18 protein-coding genes and 1 riboswitch are annotated in these 18,391 nt (G+C 41.4%); of the genes, 8 read left to right on the top strand and 10 right to left on the bottom strand.

The features are described 5' to 3' along the window. Position 1: 1 nt before the first annotated feature. Positions 2–751, bottom strand: a complete 750-nt coding sequence (gene map / locus ACFPA1_RS25585) for a type I methionyl aminopeptidase (protein ID WP_378587104.1) — start codon at positions 749–751, stop codon at positions 2–4. A gap of 270 nt (positions 752–1,021) precedes the next feature. Here map and ACFPA1_RS25590 point away from each other — a divergent pair, with 270 nt between their 5' ends. Next, the gene (locus ACFPA1_RS25590; RefSeq protein WP_213146568.1) at positions 1,022–1,348 is read left to right on the top strand and encodes a helix-turn-helix domain-containing protein; all 327 of its coding nucleotides are present in this window, start codon (positions 1,022–1,024) and stop codon (positions 1,346–1,348) included. A gap of 31 nt (positions 1,349–1,379) precedes the next feature. Here the strand turns inward: ACFPA1_RS25590 and ACFPA1_RS25595 are convergent, their stop codons facing one another. Continuing rightward, positions 1,380–1,553, bottom strand: a complete 174-nt coding sequence (locus tag ACFPA1_RS25595; RefSeq protein WP_378587107.1) for an anti-repressor SinI family protein — start codon at positions 1,551–1,553, stop codon at positions 1,380–1,382. A gap of 32 nt (positions 1,554–1,585) precedes the next feature. Continuing rightward, positions 1,586–1,678, bottom strand: a riboswitch (cyclic di-GMP riboswitch). A gap of 398 nt (positions 1,679–2,076) precedes the next feature. On the opposite strand from ACFPA1_RS25595, the gene ACFPA1_RS25600 reads away from it, so the two are divergent. Next, positions 2,077–2,202 (top strand): hypothetical protein, encoded by a 126-nt coding sequence (locus tag ACFPA1_RS25600; protein ID WP_378587110.1) that lies wholly within the window; start codon positions 2,077–2,079, stop codon positions 2,200–2,202. 39 nt (positions 2,203–2,241) lie between these two features. On the opposite strand, the gene ACFPA1_RS25605 is transcribed toward ACFPA1_RS25600, so the two are convergent. After that, positions 2,242–2,616: a DUF1992 domain-containing protein gene (locus ACFPA1_RS25605; protein WP_378587113.1), complete on the bottom strand. Its 375-nt coding sequence runs from the start codon at positions 2,614–2,616 to the stop codon at positions 2,242–2,244. A 124-nt stretch (positions 2,617–2,740) separates the two neighbouring features. On the opposite strand from ACFPA1_RS25605, the gene ACFPA1_RS25610 reads away from it, so the two are divergent. Next, a complete protein-coding gene (locus tag ACFPA1_RS25610) occupies positions 2,741–2,950 on the top strand; it encodes a hypothetical protein (RefSeq protein ID WP_378587856.1) in 210 nt (69 codons plus the stop codon). 35 nt (positions 2,951–2,985) lie between these two features. Here ACFPA1_RS25610 and hutH read toward each other — a convergent pair whose 3' ends face one another. Next, the gene (gene hutH, locus ACFPA1_RS25615; protein WP_378587116.1) at positions 2,986–4,503 is read right to left on the bottom strand and encodes a histidine ammonia-lyase; all 1,518 of its coding nucleotides are present in this window, start codon (positions 4,501–4,503) and stop codon (positions 2,986–2,988) included. 305 nt (positions 4,504–4,808) lie between these two features. Beyond that, positions 4,809–6,998 carry a DNA topoisomerase III gene (locus tag ACFPA1_RS25620; RefSeq protein WP_378587119.1) on the bottom strand — a complete coding sequence of 730 codons (2,190 nt, stop codon included), beginning with the start codon at positions 6,996–6,998 and terminating at the stop codon, positions 4,809–4,811. 189 nt (positions 6,999–7,187) lie between these two features. Between ACFPA1_RS25620 and ACFPA1_RS25625 the strand changes: the two genes are divergently transcribed. Then, a complete protein-coding gene (locus ACFPA1_RS25625; RefSeq protein WP_378587122.1) occupies positions 7,188–8,459 on the top strand; it encodes an MDR family MFS transporter in 1,272 nt (423 codons plus the stop codon). 358 nt (positions 8,460–8,817) lie between these two features. Further along, positions 8,818–10,050 (top strand): aminopeptidase, encoded by a 1,233-nt coding sequence (locus tag ACFPA1_RS25630; RefSeq protein ID WP_378587125.1) that lies wholly within the window; start codon positions 8,818–8,820, stop codon positions 10,048–10,050. 54 nt (positions 10,051–10,104) lie between these two features. On the opposite strand, the gene ACFPA1_RS25635 is transcribed toward ACFPA1_RS25630, so the two are convergent. Genes ACFPA1_RS25635 through ACFPA1_RS25645 form a run of 3 tightly spaced genes read right to left on the bottom strand, consistent with a single transcriptional unit; the run spans position 10,105 to position 12,320 of the window. After that, positions 10,105–11,334, bottom strand: a complete 1,230-nt coding sequence (locus ACFPA1_RS25635) for a hypothetical protein (RefSeq protein WP_378587128.1) — start codon at positions 11,332–11,334, stop codon at positions 10,105–10,107. Between the two features lie 13 nt (positions 11,335–11,347). Then, on the bottom strand, positions 11,348–11,737 hold the full coding sequence (locus ACFPA1_RS25640; protein ID WP_213118156.1) for a DUF6114 domain-containing protein: 390 nt from the start codon (positions 11,735–11,737) through the stop codon (positions 11,348–11,350). Between the two features lie 13 nt (positions 11,738–11,750). Then, complete coding sequence (locus ACFPA1_RS25645; RefSeq protein ID WP_213118157.1) at positions 11,751–12,320, bottom strand: DUF6230 family protein; 570 nt, start codon at positions 12,318–12,320, stop codon at positions 11,751–11,753. Positions 12,321–12,525: 205 nt separating this feature from the next. Here ACFPA1_RS25645 and ACFPA1_RS25650 point away from each other — a divergent pair, with 205 nt between their 5' ends. The 3 genes from ACFPA1_RS25650 (at position 12,526) to ACFPA1_RS25660 (ending at position 15,204) form a co-directional block, all read left to right on the top strand. Beyond that, positions 12,526–14,028: a response regulator transcription factor gene (locus ACFPA1_RS25650; RefSeq protein ID WP_378587133.1), complete on the top strand. Its 1,503-nt coding sequence runs from the start codon at positions 12,526–12,528 to the stop codon at positions 14,026–14,028. A gap of 78 nt (positions 14,029–14,106) precedes the next feature. Beyond that, complete coding sequence (mscL, locus tag ACFPA1_RS25655) at positions 14,107–14,511, top strand: large-conductance mechanosensitive channel protein MscL (protein ID WP_378587136.1); 405 nt, start codon at positions 14,107–14,109, stop codon at positions 14,509–14,511. An 81-nt stretch (positions 14,512–14,592) separates the two neighbouring features. Then, the gene (locus tag ACFPA1_RS25660) at positions 14,593–15,204 is read left to right on the top strand and encodes a Bax inhibitor-1 family protein (protein ID WP_213146760.1); all 612 of its coding nucleotides are present in this window, start codon (positions 14,593–14,595) and stop codon (positions 15,202–15,204) included. A gap of 46 nt (positions 15,205–15,250) precedes the next feature. Here the strand turns inward: ACFPA1_RS25660 and ACFPA1_RS25665 are convergent, their stop codons facing one another. Together ACFPA1_RS25665 and ACFPA1_RS25670 are read right to left on the bottom strand one after the other, a co-directional pair. Next, a complete protein-coding gene (locus ACFPA1_RS25665; protein WP_378587139.1) occupies positions 15,251–16,960 on the bottom strand; it encodes an aromatic amino acid hydroxylase in 1,710 nt (569 codons plus the stop codon). Between the two features lie 75 nt (positions 16,961–17,035). Continuing rightward, complete coding sequence (locus ACFPA1_RS25670) at positions 17,036–18,370, bottom strand: polysaccharide biosynthesis protein (protein ID WP_378587143.1); 1,335 nt, start codon at positions 18,368–18,370, stop codon at positions 17,036–17,038. Positions 18,371–18,391: the final 21 nt, after the last annotated feature.

Raw genomic sequence — 18,391 nt, forward strand, 5'->3', positions numbered from 1 at the left:
TTTAATCTTGATCAGTTAAAATGATCGGGCCATCTTTGGTGATGGCGATTGTGTGCTCATATTGGGCGGAATAGGTGCTATCGACGGTCCTTGCTGTCCATCCATTTGAATCCATTTTGGTGAATAATAATCCGATATTCACCATTGGCTCAATCGTAAATACCATTCCCTCTTTAATTCTTGGGCCTTTACCTGGCAAACCGTAATGCGGTACATCCGGCTTTTCGTGAATCACTGCTCCAATCCCATGTCCGATAAAGTCGCGGACAACCGCGAGTCCTTCACTTTCCACATAAGTCTGAATGGCATGACCGATATCGCCAATCCGGTTGCCTGGAACCGCTTGTTCAATTCCCTTGTACAAGGCTTCCTTTGTGACTTTTAATAAATGCTCAGTCTCTTCGGAAACCTCGCCAACTGCGTAAGACCATGCTGAATCAGCCAAGGCCCCGTTGTAATTAACAACCATATCAATCGTGACGATGTCCCCTTCCTGCAATGGTTCTTTGCGCGGGAAGCCATGGCAGATTTCATCGTTAATACTTGCGCATGTTGCGTATTCGTAGCCCTTATAACCTTTTTGTTCCGGAGTGGCATTATGCTTTTTTAAAAATCCCTCTACAAACTGATCAATTTCCCAAGTGGTAATCCCTGGCTTAATCATTTTGGCAATTTCTTTGTGACAGGCAGCGAGGATTTCTCCTGCCTTTTTCATTGCTTCGATTTCTCGTTGTGACTTTAAGACAATCATGTAATGTTCCCCTGCCTTTTTGAATAAATTCTTTTGTCTGGAGACCTATTTGTGCGAATGCTGGTATATAAAAACGATTACTATATGACATTTTTGGCAACACTTTAATATTAACGCTAACGGACTTATTTTTCAAAACTACTTTCTCAATGTAAAAACTAATTATGCAAATTTCGATAATTTGCCATATTCCTTTGTTCTTAATATGGTACTCTCAAATTCTTTTTGATAGAATGATGTTATAAATTATTTTTAGGTGTGTGAGAATCCATGATAGGTGACCGCGTAAAGAAATTCCGCCAAGAGAAGAAGATGTCACTTTCTGAACTAGCAGAGCAGGCAGGAGTTGCAAAATCCTATTTAAGCTCGCTTGAGAGAAACCTTCAAAAAAATCCGTCCATACAGTTTCTTGAAAAGATTGCCGGTGTATTAAACATTCCGGTTGAGCATTTAATACATGAGCAGATTGACAAGACGGCATTGGACAATGATTGGATGAATTTAGTAAAGGAAGCCATGACCTCCGGTGTTTCAAAAGATCAATTCCGCGAGTTCTTGGAATTTAATAAATGGCGGAACAATCAAAACAATAGTTAAAATGTACAAAAAAAACATCCTACAAAAATTCTTAATTTTTGTAGGATGTTTTTTCATTTTGGTATGTAACAAATTGTTCTGATTGGTGATTACCGCTTAGGAAATTTCGAATATCTTCTACCGATAATCCAATCCTCTTAGCTTCCATAATTAGTACTAGCCAATCCTTGTCAAGCTTCTCCATCTGCTCAATCTCCAAATTCATACTAACAACCCCCTAAAATACTTACCCGTATTTCAGGCAGCCCGGCCATCATAGCTTCTCTCTATTTCCACCTTAGACCCTCGGCTTTGCGTCCTTGATTTTCACCAAGTTTGCCTTTTTCTGAAAAATAACTGTCTATTTATTATTTCATCAGTTCATCTTTTCTAGGACTAAATTCACACTAACTATTTAGTAAGTTCATTATAACTAGTCCTTTTATAACAAAGTGTTAGTTTTTGTCAGCATTTTTAATATTCTAAACCCCTTTTTTAGACATTTTTTGACAAACTCCCGCATTTTTTCCTCTAATTCCCATTGCCTGAAAATGGAATATATAAATAATAGAGCATTTGAAGTCGAATATCCTCCTAATTTATGGGAAGAAAATTTTCCTTCTTTATTTTTGGCTCTGATTTTATGACGAAAACATTTGTCTAATTTGTGACGATTAGCATATAATATTAACAACATGATAATATACGGAATATTGTCAATATTCAAAATAAAATAGAGGTGATAGGCATTGACCATTGTTCATGTGTTAAACTTTTCAATCCCCATTGCTTTTATGGTATTTGCAGGTTATTTCTTAGACCGCATGTGCAAGCCTGCCAAATTTGAAGAAAAAGCTGGTGAAGAGGAATTGTAAAAATTCTCTCCTCGCCAGCTTTTTTTTACTAATCAGAATTTATTTAAACCGTTTTTCTACCTTTTGTTCGTAATTTTTGAAAATGGACGAATTTGTTTTCGCCCCTCGTTTTGACATCAATTGATTAAAGCGAAGGAGCTTTTCATTTAACTTTTTTTGCAAATCTTCCTTCTTACCGCTGTCGTCACATTTTTTGATGAGATCCTCGATGGTCATCATCTCTTTGCGTAAATGGTTTTCCTCTTCTGAAAAGCCTGCATTTTTCATGATTTTGTAAGCCATGCGCAGTTCTTCTGGAATACCTGATAAATCTTCAAGCTTCAGCAGTTTTCCATATCCAGGAAGATTATCAAATTCTCCATCTTTGTATGCTTTTTTAATCCGATCTTCTGAGACAATATGAAACATATCCATGTTATTGCCCTCCTTTTTTAGCATACTCACTAGATTTATTATAACAAAGGTCCATTTTGGTTGAAAAATAAATCGGTAATGATTTCAGCTTTATTGGGGCATGCTACAAGCGATAACGAAAGGAGTGTTAGACTTGGCACGTGGAGAACATTTTAATCATAAAAACAAAAACCATCCGGGTGAATTCCCCAAGAACACCATGACCGAGAGTCATGCTGAGCAGGCAATTGGGGATGAAGAATTTATTGTCACCCAGGAGGCCTTTAAAAATAGAATTGAGGAAGAGGACACGCCGCAGGATACCGCCCGCCTGCTTCCTGAGCAGACAGAGTAAAAGGCGTGAAGAGTTTTCACGCCTTTTTACTCTGTTTATTTTTCGAAGCTTAATTTCTTCATAAACTGAGAAAATTCCAGGGTTTTCAGCCATTCTGCCAGTCTTTCGATATCCTTCGAGAAGATGCGGTCCTGCTTAATGGATGCCACCTGCTCACGACCTTTTTCATAGAAGTTCTTCGTATGGGTCGCCATTTTCTCTACACCGCGATATTCGACGGCCTGCATGGCGCAAATCATCTCAATCGCAAGGACCCTGCGAGTGTTTTGGATGATTTGATGTGCATGCCTTGATGCTATCGTCCCCATGCTGACATGATCCTCTTGGTTTGCCGATGATGGAATGGAATCCACACTAGCTGGATGTGCCAAAGTTTTATTTTCTGAAACAAGTGCAGCCGCTGCATACTGCATAATCATTGCCCCTGATTGCAGGCCTGGCTGCGGGCTTAAAAACGGCGGCAGATCGCTTAATTGCGGATTAACTAACCGTTCCACACGACGTTCCGAAATATTAGCAAGCTCTGCTACTGCGATTTTCATAAAGTCCATTGCAAAAGCAATTGGCTGCCCGTGGAAGTTTCCACCGGAGATGACCTTTTCCCCATCATCAAAAATTAGTGGATTGTCAGTCGCCGCGTTCATTTCGATTTCTAGCTTTTCTTTTACATAATCAAGCGCCTGCCAGGAAGCACCTTGAACCTGCGGGATGCAGCGAAGAGAGTAAGCATCCTGAACCCTCAGTTCTCCCTGCATCGTTGTTAATAAGCTGTCACTCAAATAGCGGCGGATTCTTGCTGCTGTATCAATCTGCTGCTGGTAGCCTCTGGCCACTTGAACCTCTTCTGCAAAAGCATCGAGAATTCCATTTAACCCTTCAATCGTCATGGAAGCAATCAGTTCGCTCTCAAAAGCAAGCTGCTCTGCTTCTAGGTATCCGACGACCCCCATAGCTGTCATGGCTTGCGTTCCGTTAATGAGAGCAAGACCTTCTTTAGCCTCAAGTGTTAGCGGGAAAAGACCTTCCTGCTGAAGTGCAATGCCTGCTTCCACACGCTCGCCTTTATAGAATACTTCGCCTTCACCTACAACAACTAATGCCAAATGGGATAATGGCGCCAAATCCCCGCTAGCACCTAATGAACCCTGCTGCGGAATAACCGGAATAATGTCTTTGTTAGCCAGCTCAATCAGTCTTTCAATGACTACCGGACGAATGCCTGAGTAACCTTTTAACAGGGCATTGGCACGAAGAACGACCATTGCTTTTGACGCCACTTCTGGGAATGGCTCCCCTATTCCACAGGCATGCGAGCGGATTAAATTCAACTGCAGATCCTGCACATGTTCTTTATCAATAAGTACATCGCTGAACTTTCCAAACCCGGTATTGATTCCATAAACCACTCTACGCTCAGAAACAATTCGTTCCACCGCTTCCCGGCTCTTCGCTGCAGCCTCCATGCTTTGTTCCGAAGCGCCAACCTTTTGGCCACGGTACAATACTTCCTTCATTTGCTCTAATGTTAGACTGTTACCTGTTAATGTGATCATTTCTCTCCACTCCTCTATTACTTTAGTAAGATAAAGAAAGAGGCTGGATTCCATTTCTGATTAGATTTGGAATCCAGCCTCTTTAATAAACGTTATAAAATTTTGAACGGTTCTTCGGCGCTGCCTCATGATTTTCCACCCATTCTAAAAATTATTATTAGTTTGATAATATTTTATGTGACAGATACCTTGCCTGTCAACTAAATTTTCTGAATTTTAGCGCATTATCACTTTAGCAGGATAATGAATGAAAGAGGCTATTCATAAAGAAATCACTCTTCTTGAATAGCCCCTTAAGTATGGTGTTAATCAAACTTCAACCCTTTTAACGCGTCAGCCAACGCACTATTCAAAGGTTCTTCCTCTTTGTGCTGGTTCTTTAAGTATTTTTGTACTGTCCGTTTATCCACTTTCCCGACGGATTCTTTTTTCCGGCGTTCTTGGAAAACAGAAAGTTTTTCACGATATCCACATTTACATGCGAAGATTTGGCCCTCACCCTCGCCACGCAGCTCAAGTTTTTTATGGCATTGTGGACAGCGTGCGTTTGTAACACGTGAGACATTTTTACGATGCCCGCATTCCCGATCTTGGCAAACGAGCATTTTTCCCTTTTTGCCATTCACTTCAAGCATTGGTTTTCCACAGTCAGGACAATTTTTTGTAGAAATATTATCGTGCTTATATTTTTTATTACTTGCTTTAATTTCAGCCACGATTTCTTTCGTGTAGTTTTTCATTTGGCTGATAAACACTTCTTTTTTCAACTTGCCATGCGCAATTTGATCAAGCTTTTGTTCCCACTCCGCTGTTAAAGCAGGGGATTTTAGCTCTCCCGGCACTAAATCCAGCAATTGCCGGCCTTTGGAAGTAATATGAATGTCTTTACCTCGTTTTTCGATTAAGAACGAGTTGAATAGCTTTTCAATAATGTCAGCTCGTGTTGCAACAGTTCCCAGTCCACCCGTAGATTTTAATGTTTCTGCGAGCTGTTTATTGTTTGTTTCCATGTACTTTACAGGGTTTTCCATTGCCGAAAGTAATGTCGCCTCATTAAATCGAGCTGGCGGATTTGTTTGTCCAGCCGTTTGTGCGATAAGTTTCACAATTAATGTATCGCCTTTTTCGATGCGAGGTAAAATCTGTTCTTTCAAATCATCTGACGCATCGTCATCTTCAAAGCGATTATTGTAAACTTCTTTCCAGCCACTTGAAATAATCGTTTTTCCACGAGCCACGAAGTTCTCATCACCGATTTTGGCTCGCAGCGTTAACTGCTCGTACTCGAATGCCGGGAATAATACCGCTAAGAAACGTTTTACGACTAAATCATAAATTTTACGCTCTTTATCTGTGAAGGCTGAGAAGTTTACATAGCTTTCTGTTGGTATTATCGCATGATGATCTGATACTTTGCTGTCATCAACAAAAGCCTTAGAAGCTTTAATAGGCTTACTTAAGACCTTATTAGCTAATGGACGATATTCACCTATTGCACATGCTTTCAACCGTTCAGGGAGTGTTCCGACAATGTCAGAAGAAATGTAGCGCGAATCAGTACGAGGATACGTTAAAACTTTATGCTGCTCGTACAGCTTTTGCATAATGTTTAACGTTTCCTTAGCAGAGTAGCCAAAGATTTTATTCGCATCACGCTGCAATTCTGTTAAGTCATAAAGACCCGGAGAAAAAGATTTCTTAGGCTTTTTCTCAATTTCCGTTACAATAGCGTTTTGTTTGCCAAGCTTTTTGACAATGGCCTCAATTTTTTCTTTATCGAAGCTTCGGCTGTTTCCTTTTGCATCCTGCCAAGTCAGCTTTAGTTGGTTGGATGTTTGGGCTTCAATGCCGTAATAAGATTGCGCTCTGAAATTTTTGATTTCGTCCTCACGTGCTGCAATTATCGCAACAGTAGGTGTTTGTACACGTCCGCAGTTTAGTTGGGCATTGAACCTGGTCGTTAAAGCACGTGTTGCATTCAGCCCAATATACCAGTCAGCTTCTGAACGTGCGACAGCTGAAGCATATAAATTGTCATAAGACTTACCAGGCTTCAGGTTTGCAAAACCATTTTTAATCGCCTTATCAGTAACAGATGAGATCCATAAACGTTTAATAGGTTTATTGACTTTTACTTTATCAATAATCCAACGTGCAACTAATTCTCCCTCTCTCCCTGCATCCGTGGCCACGACTATTTCGTTGACATCATTTCTAGTCAGTTGACTCTTAACTGCATTAAATTGTTTCCCGGTCTGCCTAATGACTGTTAACTTCATACGTTCAGGCAGCATTGGCAGGTCTTCTAATTTCCATGTTTTATATTTCACATCATAATCTTCTGGGTCAGCAAGCGTGACAAGGTGTCCTAGTGCCCACGTAACGATATATTTCTCGCCTTCTAGATACCCATTTCCTTTTTTATTACAATTAAGCACACGTGCAATATCACGCGCGACAGAAGGTTTTTCAGCAATTACAACACTTTTTGCCATATTTAAAACATCCTTTCGAATTACAGTAAGTTAAATATAGCATACGTCTCTAATGGATTCAGTAATTCCGAAACTTCAATTACATTAATGGTAAGCAATGATGGGAAAGCAGTCTCTTTTTTTCTTGTATTCCCTTCCACTTGAATAGTATGATAAATTGGCACGATTTTTGGAAATGGAGATTTTTGAATGCGGATTAGAGATTGGGATATGAATTTGAAGGTTCGCCTGTTCGGTGAGGCGGCCATGAATATTACTTATTGGATGTTCTTTCCGTTTCTGTCGATTTATTTTGCAGAGGAATTCGGCAAGAGCAAAGCTGGTTTGTTATTGGTTTTTTCACAAATATTTGCGGTGGCAGCTAACCTGTTGGGCGGCTACTGTGCTGACCGATTTGGGCGGAAACGAATGATGGTTCTCTCTGCCATTGGGCAAGGATTTTCCTTTTTAGCTTTTTCAGCAGCCAGTTCTCCCTGGTTTCAGTCTCCAATACTTGGATTCGCAGCATTTGCTGCGGCCGGTGTTTTCGGTTCCTTTTATTGGCCGGCAAGCCAGGCAATGGTTGCTGATTTGGTGGAGGAAAAACACCGCAGCCAGGTATTCGCCATATTTTATACATCTATCAATATCGCAGTAGTCATCGGCCCTATTTTAGGCGGGATTTTTTATGCTCATTACCGCTTTCAGTTATTGCTTGCTGCTGCGATTGTTTGTATGATGCTTGGCATTATTTTAGCAAAATTAACAAAAGAAACAGTGCTCGTTCAAAAAACTTCAGCTTTATCCGTCGACGGAAAATGGTACTATTTTTTAATCAATCAATTTCGGGACTATGCAATAATTGTACGGGATAAAACATTTCTCCTGTTTATCGTAGCGGGGGTTTTAGCCGGCCAAACGTTTATGCAGTTGGATCTATTGTTTCCAGTGTATATGAAGGATGTTGTTCACAATCAAAATCTACTTTCTTTTGGGGATTGGTCATTTAAGGTCGGCGGTGAGCAAGCCTTTGGAATGGTACTTGCCGAGAATGGCCTGCTGGTTGCGTTATTAACTGTCATCGTGACCAAATGGACAGCTAATTTTAATGAAAGAAATATTTTCGTATTATCATCGGTTGTATACGGAGTTTCATTGATTCTGTTTAGCCAAACGCAGTGGATTTGGGGATTGATGTTCGCAATGGCGGTATTTACCTTTGCAGAATTGATGGGTGCAGGTCTCCAGCAAAGCTTTGTGTCCAAACTTGCCCCCGAACATATGCGGGGCCAGTACTTTGCGGCAGCGAGTCTGCGGTATACCATCAGCCGAACCATCGCGCCGTTGTCCATCCCGATGACCGTTTGGATTGGATACAACTGGACATTTTTTGTATTATTTTTGCTTACACTCCTCAGCGCCTTCTTTTATTGGCTGATGTTTTATTCATTTGAAAAAGAATCTATTAAACTGGGATCCTAGCTTAGCAGGGTCCCTTTAATTATTGTTCAAAATTCAGACAAAAAATTGTACTAAATTATTCACAATTACCCCTTTTAGTATTATACTTAGAGTGTAAACATTACATATTTCAAAGGCGGTGGACAAAGTGGAACTGTCAACATTTATGGCTCCCACTTCATTGTCAGGCATTATTACATTTATCGTTTTATTTTCCGCAGGGGTATATTTTAATATAAAAGTTTATGGCAGCAAACTGCAGTAGGAACACTATTCCTGCTGTTTTTTTTTGCTTAAAACACTGCCCCTCTATCATTTTCTTTTTCATAATAAAAACGCTACAATAAAGGAAGATTCTGATAAAGGAGATTATACATATATGAGTCATTTTCAAATTAACCTTGAAAAATACGCGGAGCTTGCAGTTAAGGTCGGCGTAAATATTCAAAAAAATCAAAGCCTATTGGTCAACGCTTCCTTAGACGCAGTCGAGTTTGTCCGCTTAATCGTTAAAAAGGCTTATGAAGCGGGCGCCCGCAATGTCATTATCAACTGGGCCGATGATGTGGTTACAAGAACCAAATATGAACTGGCACCAGATGAGGTATTCAACGAATACCCGCAGTGGCGGGCTAAGGAAATGGAAGAATTGGTTGAGCAGGGTGCTGCCTTTATGTCAGTGGTGTCTTCAAGTCCAGACTTGCTAAAAGGCGTTGACCCGCAGAGGATTGCCAACTTCCAAAAGGCTGCCGGAAAAGCAATGACTAAGCATCGTCAAGCGATTCAATCAGACAAGGTCAGCTGGACTGTCGTTGCCGCAGCGTCCCCTGCCTGGGCTGCCAAGGTGTTTCCGAGCGAGCCTGCCGAAAAGCAGATTGAAAAGCTTTGGGATGCTATTTTTAAAGCAGTCCGTGTGGATGCTGAAAACCCGGTCGAAGCCTGGAAAAAGCATGATGAAACCCTTCATGAAAAAGTGTCATACCTCAACGAAAAACGGTATGCAAAGCTTCATTACAAAGCACCTGGCACAGACTTAACAATTGAGCTGCCGAAAAATCATCTGTGGGTTGGCGCAGGCAGTGTCAATGAAAACGGTGTTGAGTTTATGGCCAACATGCCAACAGAAGAGGTCTTTACGGTTCCATTAAAAACTGGCGTAAACGGCACCGTCACAAGCACGAAGCCGCTCAGCTACAGCGGAAATATCATTGGCCGTTTTTCAATTACCTTTGAAAACGGCAGAATTGTCGGGGTAAAAGCTGAGGAAGGCGAAGAAGTTCTGAAGCATCTTGTGGAAACCGATGAAGGCTCCCACTATCTTGGTGAAGTGGCACTAGTTCCGTATAACTCGCCAATCTCCCAATCTAACATTCTTTTCTTCAACACATTGTTTGATGAAAATGCCTCAAACCATCTTGCTATCGGAATGGCATATTCTTTCTGTATCGAAGGCGGCAAGAAAATGTCTGGCGATGAATTAAAGGAAAACGGGCTAAACGAGAGCATCACTCACGTTGATTTCATGATTGGATCGGCTGAAATGGACATCGATGGCATCACCGCAGATGGACAGACAGAACCTATTTTTAAAGCAGGAAATTGGGCGTTTTAATCCTATCAAAAATCAAAAATGAAAGAGCAGGCACTCTTGAGGCCTGCTCTTTCTCTATTGACTATAAATATCCGTACCATCCGGCTTTTTCATAATCTCATCACGCATTTTGGTTAGCTTCGAAACAGGATCATTCGGAATCAGTATTCCCAGCAACTTTGAAATTCCTAGTGTGTTCAATAAGCTTTCTTCTATTTTTACCAATTGGTTAGTCAGAGTCGTGTCTGCCGGACATACCTGATTTAGGTCGACCTTTTTCGTTAATGCCTCATCGATTAATTGCAAGCCCAGTTCCTTCGTGATTACACCGTTTGCAGACTGAAGCTTTGAACAAACTGTCTGCACCGTCTGATTTGCCGTATTAACCGTACCGTTTACCACCGGTTGTAGCGGTTTGATGACAGGTTCCAACTGCTGCACGACCGGTTCTAGCGGTTTTAGTGCAGGCTTAAGTGGATTTAAAGCTGGTTCCAGCGGCTGCAATACTGGATCCAAGACGGTCTCTACAGGTCTCAACACCGGGTCTAGTACACTAACAATCGGGTCTAACGGTTTTAAAACAGGCTCTAATGGCTTTGTCACTGGACTTAGCGGGTCCGTGATTCCACCAATTACGTCCTGAAGCGGGTCAGTAATTTTTCCAACCAGATCCTCCGAAGCTCCAGCAGTGTTACTATCAGCACAGGTAAGCGGCAGGTGTCCCGACATGATTTTTTCAATTTCCTTTTTCAATTGCTCCAAAGGAAGCTTACTTAAATCTTGAAGGATTTGCAGCTGGCCAGGCTTTTCAGGGCCAGCGTTTCCTGAAACCGTTTTTAGTGTCAATTGATTGATGACACTGTCATCTGACTCCATAAAGTGAGCCACCATCGTAACATTTTCCATCCCTAGCTGGGGGACTGTTTCTGCCGCATGGATACAGGCTCCTTTAAAGGAAATGGCCGAGATATCAACTGTCATTCCATATACGGTAACTGGTCCTTTTGCATTTAAGACAATGCTTATTGGTCCGTTGCCGGAATTAACCCGCTTTGTTAATTTCATACCATATATCGTGGCCGATTTATATTTAATTTGCAGCATCGGCTTTTTGTCAGTTGCGGATGTTTCTCGCTCTACAATGGAAGCTGACATCCCAGTCCCAACCACTCGGTCTGCCTCAATAATAAAGCCTTCCATATCGGTTGTTGTTTCTGCCCTAGCACCGTAACTAAAAGAGAAGAGCGAGAAAAACATGATCGCAACACTGCAGCTTATCAAGAAAGATTTGTTTTTCCACCACATAATTTGGTCTCCTTTAGAAGGTGAAGGTGTGTTGAACGGTTTCTTCGACACCGCTTGACCTTGTAGACTTCACTTTAGCCGGTCCCAAGTGCCATGCTGTCAAGAGCGAACCTCCGATAATTCCAAAGATTGTTCCGAAGAGAAACCCGCCTAACGCCCCAATTACAGATAATATCGATAGGAATATTGTAAAAATCCCTAGAATTCGTGACGCATTAGGGAAAAATAATGCAATGATTCCGATTAACGTTATCATCCCGCCAAATAATAAACCAATAACGGCAATCGACCCAGGAAGGAAGGTGCTTAAATATAAGTTTAACGGTACCCATAAAATCATCAGCCCGCTTATAATTGTTAGCATGGCACCCCAAAACGGCCGCTTTTTTCGCCATTTTTTCATACTAGTTCCCTCCTTATTTTTTAATTCTTTCTACAGTCAGCTTCATTCCGTTCATATTAATCGTTTTCTGAAATAGATAATGAGTTTTTAATTTGGCATGTTCTAATGTGATCGTGGACGATTTTTGCTGGAATTGCTTTTGCCAGTCATCACTATGATTCTCCTCGAGGACCAGGTTCTGGAACTTGGCATCTGCTTCAATAAGGCCGGCATCATGCTGCAGTCCGCTGATTTGAACTGGCTTGGAAGCCTGAATTTTGACTCGTATCCACTCACTGCCTACCTTAAAATCCTTGTATAATTGCAAATTGGTAATCGTTAAATTTTCAATAAGGTTTGTTCCTTGTGGTGCAGAATCCTCCGAGCTTGTTTCCCCCATCTTTGGATAGAAGGTATACCCTGTGCCTTCTAATTTATCAAACTCAACATAGAAATCACCTACACCCGCAATTGGCACTGCATAAGCGACACCAGAAATGCCGAATGACACTAACAGCAGTCCGAGAGCTAAAAACCCCGCTGTCAATGCTGACCAGAAAGCTTTCTTACTAATTGTTCCTTCAAGTTGAACTGGATTCTCCATAAAAACCCTCCTACAATTCCGAATATTTAAATAATAATTACTTACTTTACCTTACACTTCTTTTTAGACAACTACAATCACTGAAAATATCGGAAATTTATAAGGACCCCCGTCAAATGTCGGGGTAATACTACTAAGGGCGTATTGGAAATTTTTCCAATCCATATTATTATATAAATATAGATTGTCCGGAGGTGGAAGCTTTATGGAAGAAAAAGTGGAGCGGCTCTTATTAAAAGGACTTTCCATTCTTTACGAGCTAAGTTCACCCTTTTTAAAAGAGTGGAAGATACTTATGCCTTCATTAAAATATCGCAATCAAAGTTTAGTTGATGAAATTGATGTCATTATTCAGTTTGCTATTAAAGATGTATTTCAAAATAAAAGCCTTAATGCTGATTCTTTTATCCTATCCTTGCTTGCCGAATGGCAAAAGCGTTTTTCCAGCAAGTATGATGAATATGAAGCCCTTTCTCTTGTCACAACCATTGAAAATATGTTTCACAAGCTTCTGGACAGAAATCCAGAGTCCTCATTTCTTGACCATCAGGCCATCCAAGCTTTTTTCATTAGAATACTAGACCAGGCACTTCTTAGTCAGGACATGGAATATCGAAACGAAAACAGCGCAAAAATCATTATTGAAACTAATGTTCTCCCTATGAAGTGGGTTGCCATTGTGAAAAAAGACAAAGAAGAGTATGTCATCGATAGCGTTGTCTGTTCCGATGAGAATCCAGTAGACGGCCATTTGCTTGAAATGTGTAAAAGCTTAAAGGCTCGGGAAATCGGCCACCTATCCATTGCAATTGAAAGATTAATAGGCCAAAACTCGGGTGATTCTCCCCTTATCCAAATTCCTTGCTTAAATGACACCCTGCTTATTTGCCTTGAGAATGAGAAATTTCAAGTAAAAGAACAGCAAATCGATTTTATTAGGGAAATGTATCTTCATCAGCTAAAGCTTTACCATTTGGAAAGCAAAATTGATTGGAAAAATACTTCGCTTTTATTTTTACAGCACCTGCTTCTTTCCCGCAGTGCAGGCGATGCTGTTAATGCGATTACGACAGGACTGGTTGAATATATGCCGTTCGAACGCTGTGCCTTATTTTTATATAATCAGTATGAAGAAAAAGGGATTGGTGTTTCCGGACATAATGTCAGCACATCTTCTGTTCAGCAAATTAGGGAGGAGATTTTTAAACTTCCCCTGATTAAAAAGTATCTAAATTCGTTAACGCATTCACAGCCTCTCTATTTTTCCAATGCCGCAGAAGTGCTGCCAGAAAAATATATTCACGAATTTAAACTTCGCTCGTTAGTTGTGCTGCCTATTTTTGTTCCGACAAAAAACAAACTGATTGGAATCGCCATCTTGGACCAAGGGGAATATTCTGATTTTCTTGTGTCGAATCAAACCTTAACCACACTGATTAAATTTGGCCATTACGCTGGGGAGTTGTTGTTTTCCATTTGGGATGAGGCACTCCAGCAGTTCGGAAGCTTCGATACATTGTTAACACCTCGGGAGAAAGACGTGCTAAAGCTGATTGCTGAAGGGGCTTCCATAAGTGAAGCGGCTAAGGAGCTCCATTTAAGCAGCTACACTGTCCGTGATTATGTGTCGGTTATTATTCAAAAACTCGAGGCAAAAAACCGGACGGATGCGGCTGTTAAAGCAATCAAAATGAAGTTGATTTCATAGGTCTTTTATCACGGTTGCAGATAAACTCCATTTATGGTTACAATTATATATTAGACCGTTTTATGGAGGTAAAAATATATGTGGAATGAGTTTAAGCAATTCGCGATGAAAGGTAATGTCATCGACTTGGCAGTCGGTGTGATTATCGGCGGAGCGTTTGGGAAAATCGTCTCCTCGTTAGTGGCCGATGTGATTTTGCCACTTGTTGGTTTAATTATCGGTGGGATAGACGTCAAAAGTTATATGATTAAAGTTGGAAGTGCAAAGTTAATGTACGGCCAATTTCTCCAAAACGTTCTCGACTTTTTTATTGTCGCCTTCACGATTTTTCTTTTTATCAAGTTTTTAAACCGTTTCAAGAAGAAGGAAGAGGTAAAAGAACAAGCACCGGTAAAAGTAGACCGCTCAGAGGAATTGCTTGCTGAGATTCGTGATTTACTAAAAGAAGACAAAGATTTTTTACGAAAACATGAAACTCCTTGACCACTTTTTCGTATATCTTTAATGTAAGCAAATTATTTATGAGGTGAAGATAAATTGTATAATACACAAACTTCGACTGAAATGATGCCATCGGTATTACGGACGTTTGCGTTATCCCTTGCCGTTGCCTTTGTCGGGACGATGGCAGGTGTTTATGTTCCGCCAGCATTATTTATGCCATTAGCTATTTTAGAATTCATCATGATCCTTGCAGCTGTTTTCTTTAGAAGAAGGAAAGCCATCTCTTACTCTTTCCTTTATGTCTTTACGTTTATTTCGGGAATCACTCTGTATCCGATTGTCGCTTATTATGCAGCAACAGCCGGTGCCAATGTTGTTGTCATGGCGTTTGCCACAACAACCGTCGTGTTTGGCGGGATTTCCATTTATGCAGCTAAATCCAAACGGAACTTCTCGTTCTTAGGCGGATTCCTGCTCGCTGCCCTACTTGCGTTAGTGGCGATTTCAATTTTCAACATATTCTTCCCGTTAAGCTCAACCGGGATGCTGGCCTACTCCTTCATCGGGGTACTGGTCTTCAGCGGATATGTCCTTTTTGACATCAGCCGAATGAAGCATTACGGTGTACGCCCGGAAGATGTTCCAATGATGGCGTTAAGCCTGTACCTAGACTTCGTCAACCTATTCATCAGCATCCTGCGTATTTTTGGGATTTTGAATAGCCGTGATTAATTTCATATAACAAAAGGAGCTTGAGAACACACTCAAGCTCCTTTTGTTATATAAGTTCCAACCCCCGTTGAATTAATTGTTTGATGGAAGGGCCCCAACCCATTTCGTGAAGTGTTCTTATTAATCCTTGAACATTAGAATGGCCTGCGTCATGTAATTGATAAAGTTCCAGAATTTCCAACCGCAATAACCACTCTTTTGGATAGTTGTCATCAAGGAGAGCTGTAATTTTCCCTACCTCCGAGGCATTCCAATTAGAGCTTTCGCGAATTTGGCGAATCGATTCATAAAGGCTTTCAAGTTCGGTTTCACAATCCCTTACCGTTTCTTCTTCAAGCGGCATTGCAGGCTGCATATCAAAAAAGGAGTATGGATCGGCGGCACCTGCAAAAACGGATGTAATTCCCGCCCCGACAGCCATGTCAAAGGTTCCCCAATCGGGCTTAAATAAAAGTTGATTCTTATGCCTTACCGTACAATCCTTAAATGAAATGAGAATCGGTTTCCCCTCAGCAAGCAGAATCTTCGTAACTATCCCTTCCACTTTAATACCACTTTCAAAACACAGGCTTGTTGGGCTATCCTCGTAAATTCCCAAGGCATGCAATTGTTCCGGCTTGCAATCCTCCAGAACAATCCCGTGTGCTAAGCGGCCAATCGGTGTTCCAAACCCTTTTCGGTGGGTTTCCGTACTATGACCTGTTAACTGTATATCATCAAAGGATAACGCTGTCGGCCCGTTTGTCCGGAAATAAACGGCTTCCTCTCCTTCATCCTTTAAAATCTCCCCTAGCGTCCCTGTTACCTGCAGGCCTGAGGAAAAAACAATGGTCGCGATTGCTTCCGTTCTTAATGCTTTTTCGAGACTTTCCGTGCCGCCTTTCCTGAAGGCCATTGTTTCGGCGAATTTATCAATTTCCGCAGTCAATTCTGCAAAGCTGCTACATACAAATAACTGTGGCTGCGGCTTGGTCACATCATACGGGGTGTGGATACATCCCTCAACGGAAAAGGGAATTTTCCGTACATCATCAGCAAGACAGCTTTGGCTTTCACCCACTGAAGAAAGAAGCCCTGCCCCGTAAATTTTTGGATAATCCAGGTCGCCAATTAATCCGTATTCAACCGTCCACCAGAAAAGCCGGGAAACTTTGTCGGCCTCTGTTAATCCCTTTACCTTTTTCCTTGCCTCCGCTACCCTATTCTCAGCCTCCCTTACCTGTTCCGGGGTTGATTTCGGGTCCTCGGCGACAATTGTTAATTGGCGGACAGCCTTAAATACCTTCAGCTTTTCCTTGCTGGAAAGTGCCTTTGCTCCCATTTCTCCTATTTTTTTAACAAAGTTGCGGTAGGATGGGTCCAAGAGAATAGGAGCATGTCCTGCCGCCTCATGGATAATATCCGGTGCAGGAGTATATGCGATATTTTCTATTTTTCGTATATCTGTCGCGATTGGCAGAATACGGTTTTCTAGAAAGCTATAAAAAGCGGCACCAGGAATCAAACCATCTATTGCTACAGCCCCCCAGCCAACTTGTGCTAATTTTTCATTCATTTCCTCGACCCTCGGAATCGATTCTATATTGATTCCCGAATCTTTCAATCCTTTTACATAAGCGGAATGAGCAATATTCTTCAAATAAAAATGGTTTTGCCGCATGACAAAACGCCAAACAGCGTGGTTAATCGGCGTATACTGCCGATAGTGCTGCTTGGCGATATATTGCTGCAGGTGGACAGGAATCTTTTTACTCACTGTGACCTTCCCCTTTTTAAAAAAATATTTATCTATAAAATATTATTCAATTTAGCGTTTTTAAAGTACTTTTGTCTAGTGTTCCATTGTTTTTGGAACAGTCCCCTTCATAAAAAAGGTAAGTCCAATTTTTTTGCAAACAGTAGCATAATGCATCAAGAACAATAACACCGAGCCTGTATTCATGCCAATAATGACTCCATTCATTCTCCACTCATACATCGAGCCAAGCCAAAGAATCAGAGCGAAGCCAATGACCGTCGACCAAATAATATGGAAAAACGCCTCTTTAATCATATCAAGTCCAATCATAAACGCCTGAAGCGGCATGATGAAGTAATGGAATAAGAAAAACGGCCAGAGCAGCTGAAGATAAATAGCCGATGTTTCTGATTTAAAAAATAAAGAAGTTAACTCGGGTGCAAAAAAGTAAAAAATCGTAACTGCCGCAATACCGTAGAAGAAGGTAAGGACCATTACCTGCTGAAGCATCTTTCTAAGCGATGAGTAATCCCGGTCGGAATGGGTTTTTGAGACGGCCGGAATAAGTACGATCAGCAAGGAGTGGGCTATAAACGCCGGGAAAAAGCCGATCGACATCGCCACTCCCATCAGCATCCCAAACTGTTCAGTTGCCGCTGTGTGAGTAAGGCCGGCATGGACTAGGGCCGCTTTGATAATGAAGGGCTGGATGGCACCCGTAAAAGCCGAAAACAAGCGCATGCTAGTGGTTGGAATAGAGACCGCCATTAAATTTTTCCTGACAAGCTTGCGATTGAGATTAGAAAACGGCTGGCGTTTCACGTGGTGATATTGAATCATGAACATGTAAATTAAATAAAGAAAGACGACAACTTCACTGCCAATCAGCGTCCCAAGGGCCACTAGCAAGGAGGTCTCAGCGTTAAATTCAAAAAAGCGGAACAGCGCAAACAAAAGCCCAAGCTGGACGGCTTTCCTGAGGAAATTAGAAATCGCAATCTTTCCCATTTGCTGCTTGCCCATAAAATAGCCTCTGGCAACAGAGGTAAAGGAAATCACCGGTATTAAGAGGAGCACAAGCCACCTGATGTATGGATGGTAGGTATCAAATACCGGGATAAACGGTATCAGCGCGGTTCCTGCCAGCAATAAGATACTTGTGAAGACAATTGTAAGTGTTATCGCATGATAGAGGATATTCCGATGATATCGTTCTTCTCTTTCCGCGACAAATTTCGATATTGAGACAGGCAATTCAAAACTCGAAAGCAAGACAATGAGAAAAACGGTCGGAAGAATAGACATATACAGCCCGAGACCATGGGAGCCCAATTCCCGTGCCAGGATCATATTAACCAAAACTTCAATTCCTTCACCTAAAAAAGCGGTTGCCGCCAAAAAGAAAATACCCTTGTAGTAAACAGCCATTTTGGATTCCCCTTTATCAAT

The organism is Neobacillus sp. GCM10023253, from assembly GCF_042653105.1.
In the GTDB taxonomy this organism is placed as follows: Bacteria; Bacillota; Bacilli; order Bacillales; family Cytobacillaceae; genus Neobacillus; species Neobacillus citreus.

What these genes read in the sequence shown, in the direction of transcription:
- map (WP_378587104.1), bottom strand. Translation starts at nt 751, where the DNA reads ATGATTGTCTTAAAGTCACAACGAGAAATCGAAGCAATGAAAAAGGCA.
- ACFPA1_RS25590 (WP_213146568.1), top strand. Translation starts at nt 1,022, where the DNA reads ATGATAGGTGACCGCGTAAAGAAATTCCGCCAAGAGAAGAAGATGTCA.
- ACFPA1_RS25595 (WP_378587107.1), bottom strand. Translation starts at nt 1,553, where the DNA reads ATGAATTTGGAGATTGAGCAGATGGAGAAGCTTGACAAGGATTGGCTA.
- ACFPA1_RS25605 (WP_378587113.1), bottom strand. Translation starts at nt 2,616, where the DNA reads ATGGATATGTTTCATATTGTCTCAGAAGATCGGATTAAAAAAGCATAC.
- hutH (WP_378587116.1), bottom strand. Translation starts at nt 4,503, where the DNA reads ATGATCACATTAACAGGTAACAGTCTAACATTAGAGCAAATGAAGGAA.
- ACFPA1_RS25620 (WP_378587119.1), bottom strand. Translation starts at nt 6,998, where the DNA reads ATGGCAAAAAGTGTTGTAATTGCTGAAAAACCTTCTGTCGCGCGTGAT.
- ACFPA1_RS25625 (WP_378587122.1), top strand. Translation starts at nt 7,188, where the DNA reads ATGCGGATTAGAGATTGGGATATGAATTTGAAGGTTCGCCTGTTCGGT.
- ACFPA1_RS25630 (WP_378587125.1), top strand. Translation starts at nt 8,818, where the DNA reads ATGAGTCATTTTCAAATTAACCTTGAAAAATACGCGGAGCTTGCAGTT.
- ACFPA1_RS25635 (WP_378587128.1), bottom strand. Translation starts at nt 11,334, where the DNA reads ATGTGGTGGAAAAACAAATCTTTCTTGATAAGCTGCAGTGTTGCGATC.
- ACFPA1_RS25640 (WP_213118156.1), bottom strand. Translation starts at nt 11,737, where the DNA reads ATGAAAAAATGGCGAAAAAAGCGGCCGTTTTGGGGTGCCATGCTAACA.
- ACFPA1_RS25645 (WP_213118157.1), bottom strand. Translation starts at nt 12,320, where the DNA reads ATGGAGAATCCAGTTCAACTTGAAGGAACAATTAGTAAGAAAGCTTTC.
- ACFPA1_RS25650 (WP_378587133.1), top strand. Translation starts at nt 12,526, where the DNA reads ATGGAAGAAAAAGTGGAGCGGCTCTTATTAAAAGGACTTTCCATTCTT.
- mscL (WP_378587136.1), top strand. Translation starts at nt 14,107, where the DNA reads ATGTGGAATGAGTTTAAGCAATTCGCGATGAAAGGTAATGTCATCGAC.
- ACFPA1_RS25660 (WP_213146760.1), top strand. Translation starts at nt 14,593, where the DNA reads ATGATGCCATCGGTATTACGGACGTTTGCGTTATCCCTTGCCGTTGCC.
- ACFPA1_RS25670 (WP_378587143.1), bottom strand. Translation starts at nt 18,370, where the DNA reads ATGGCTGTTTACTACAAGGGTATTTTCTTTTTGGCGGCAACCGCTTTT.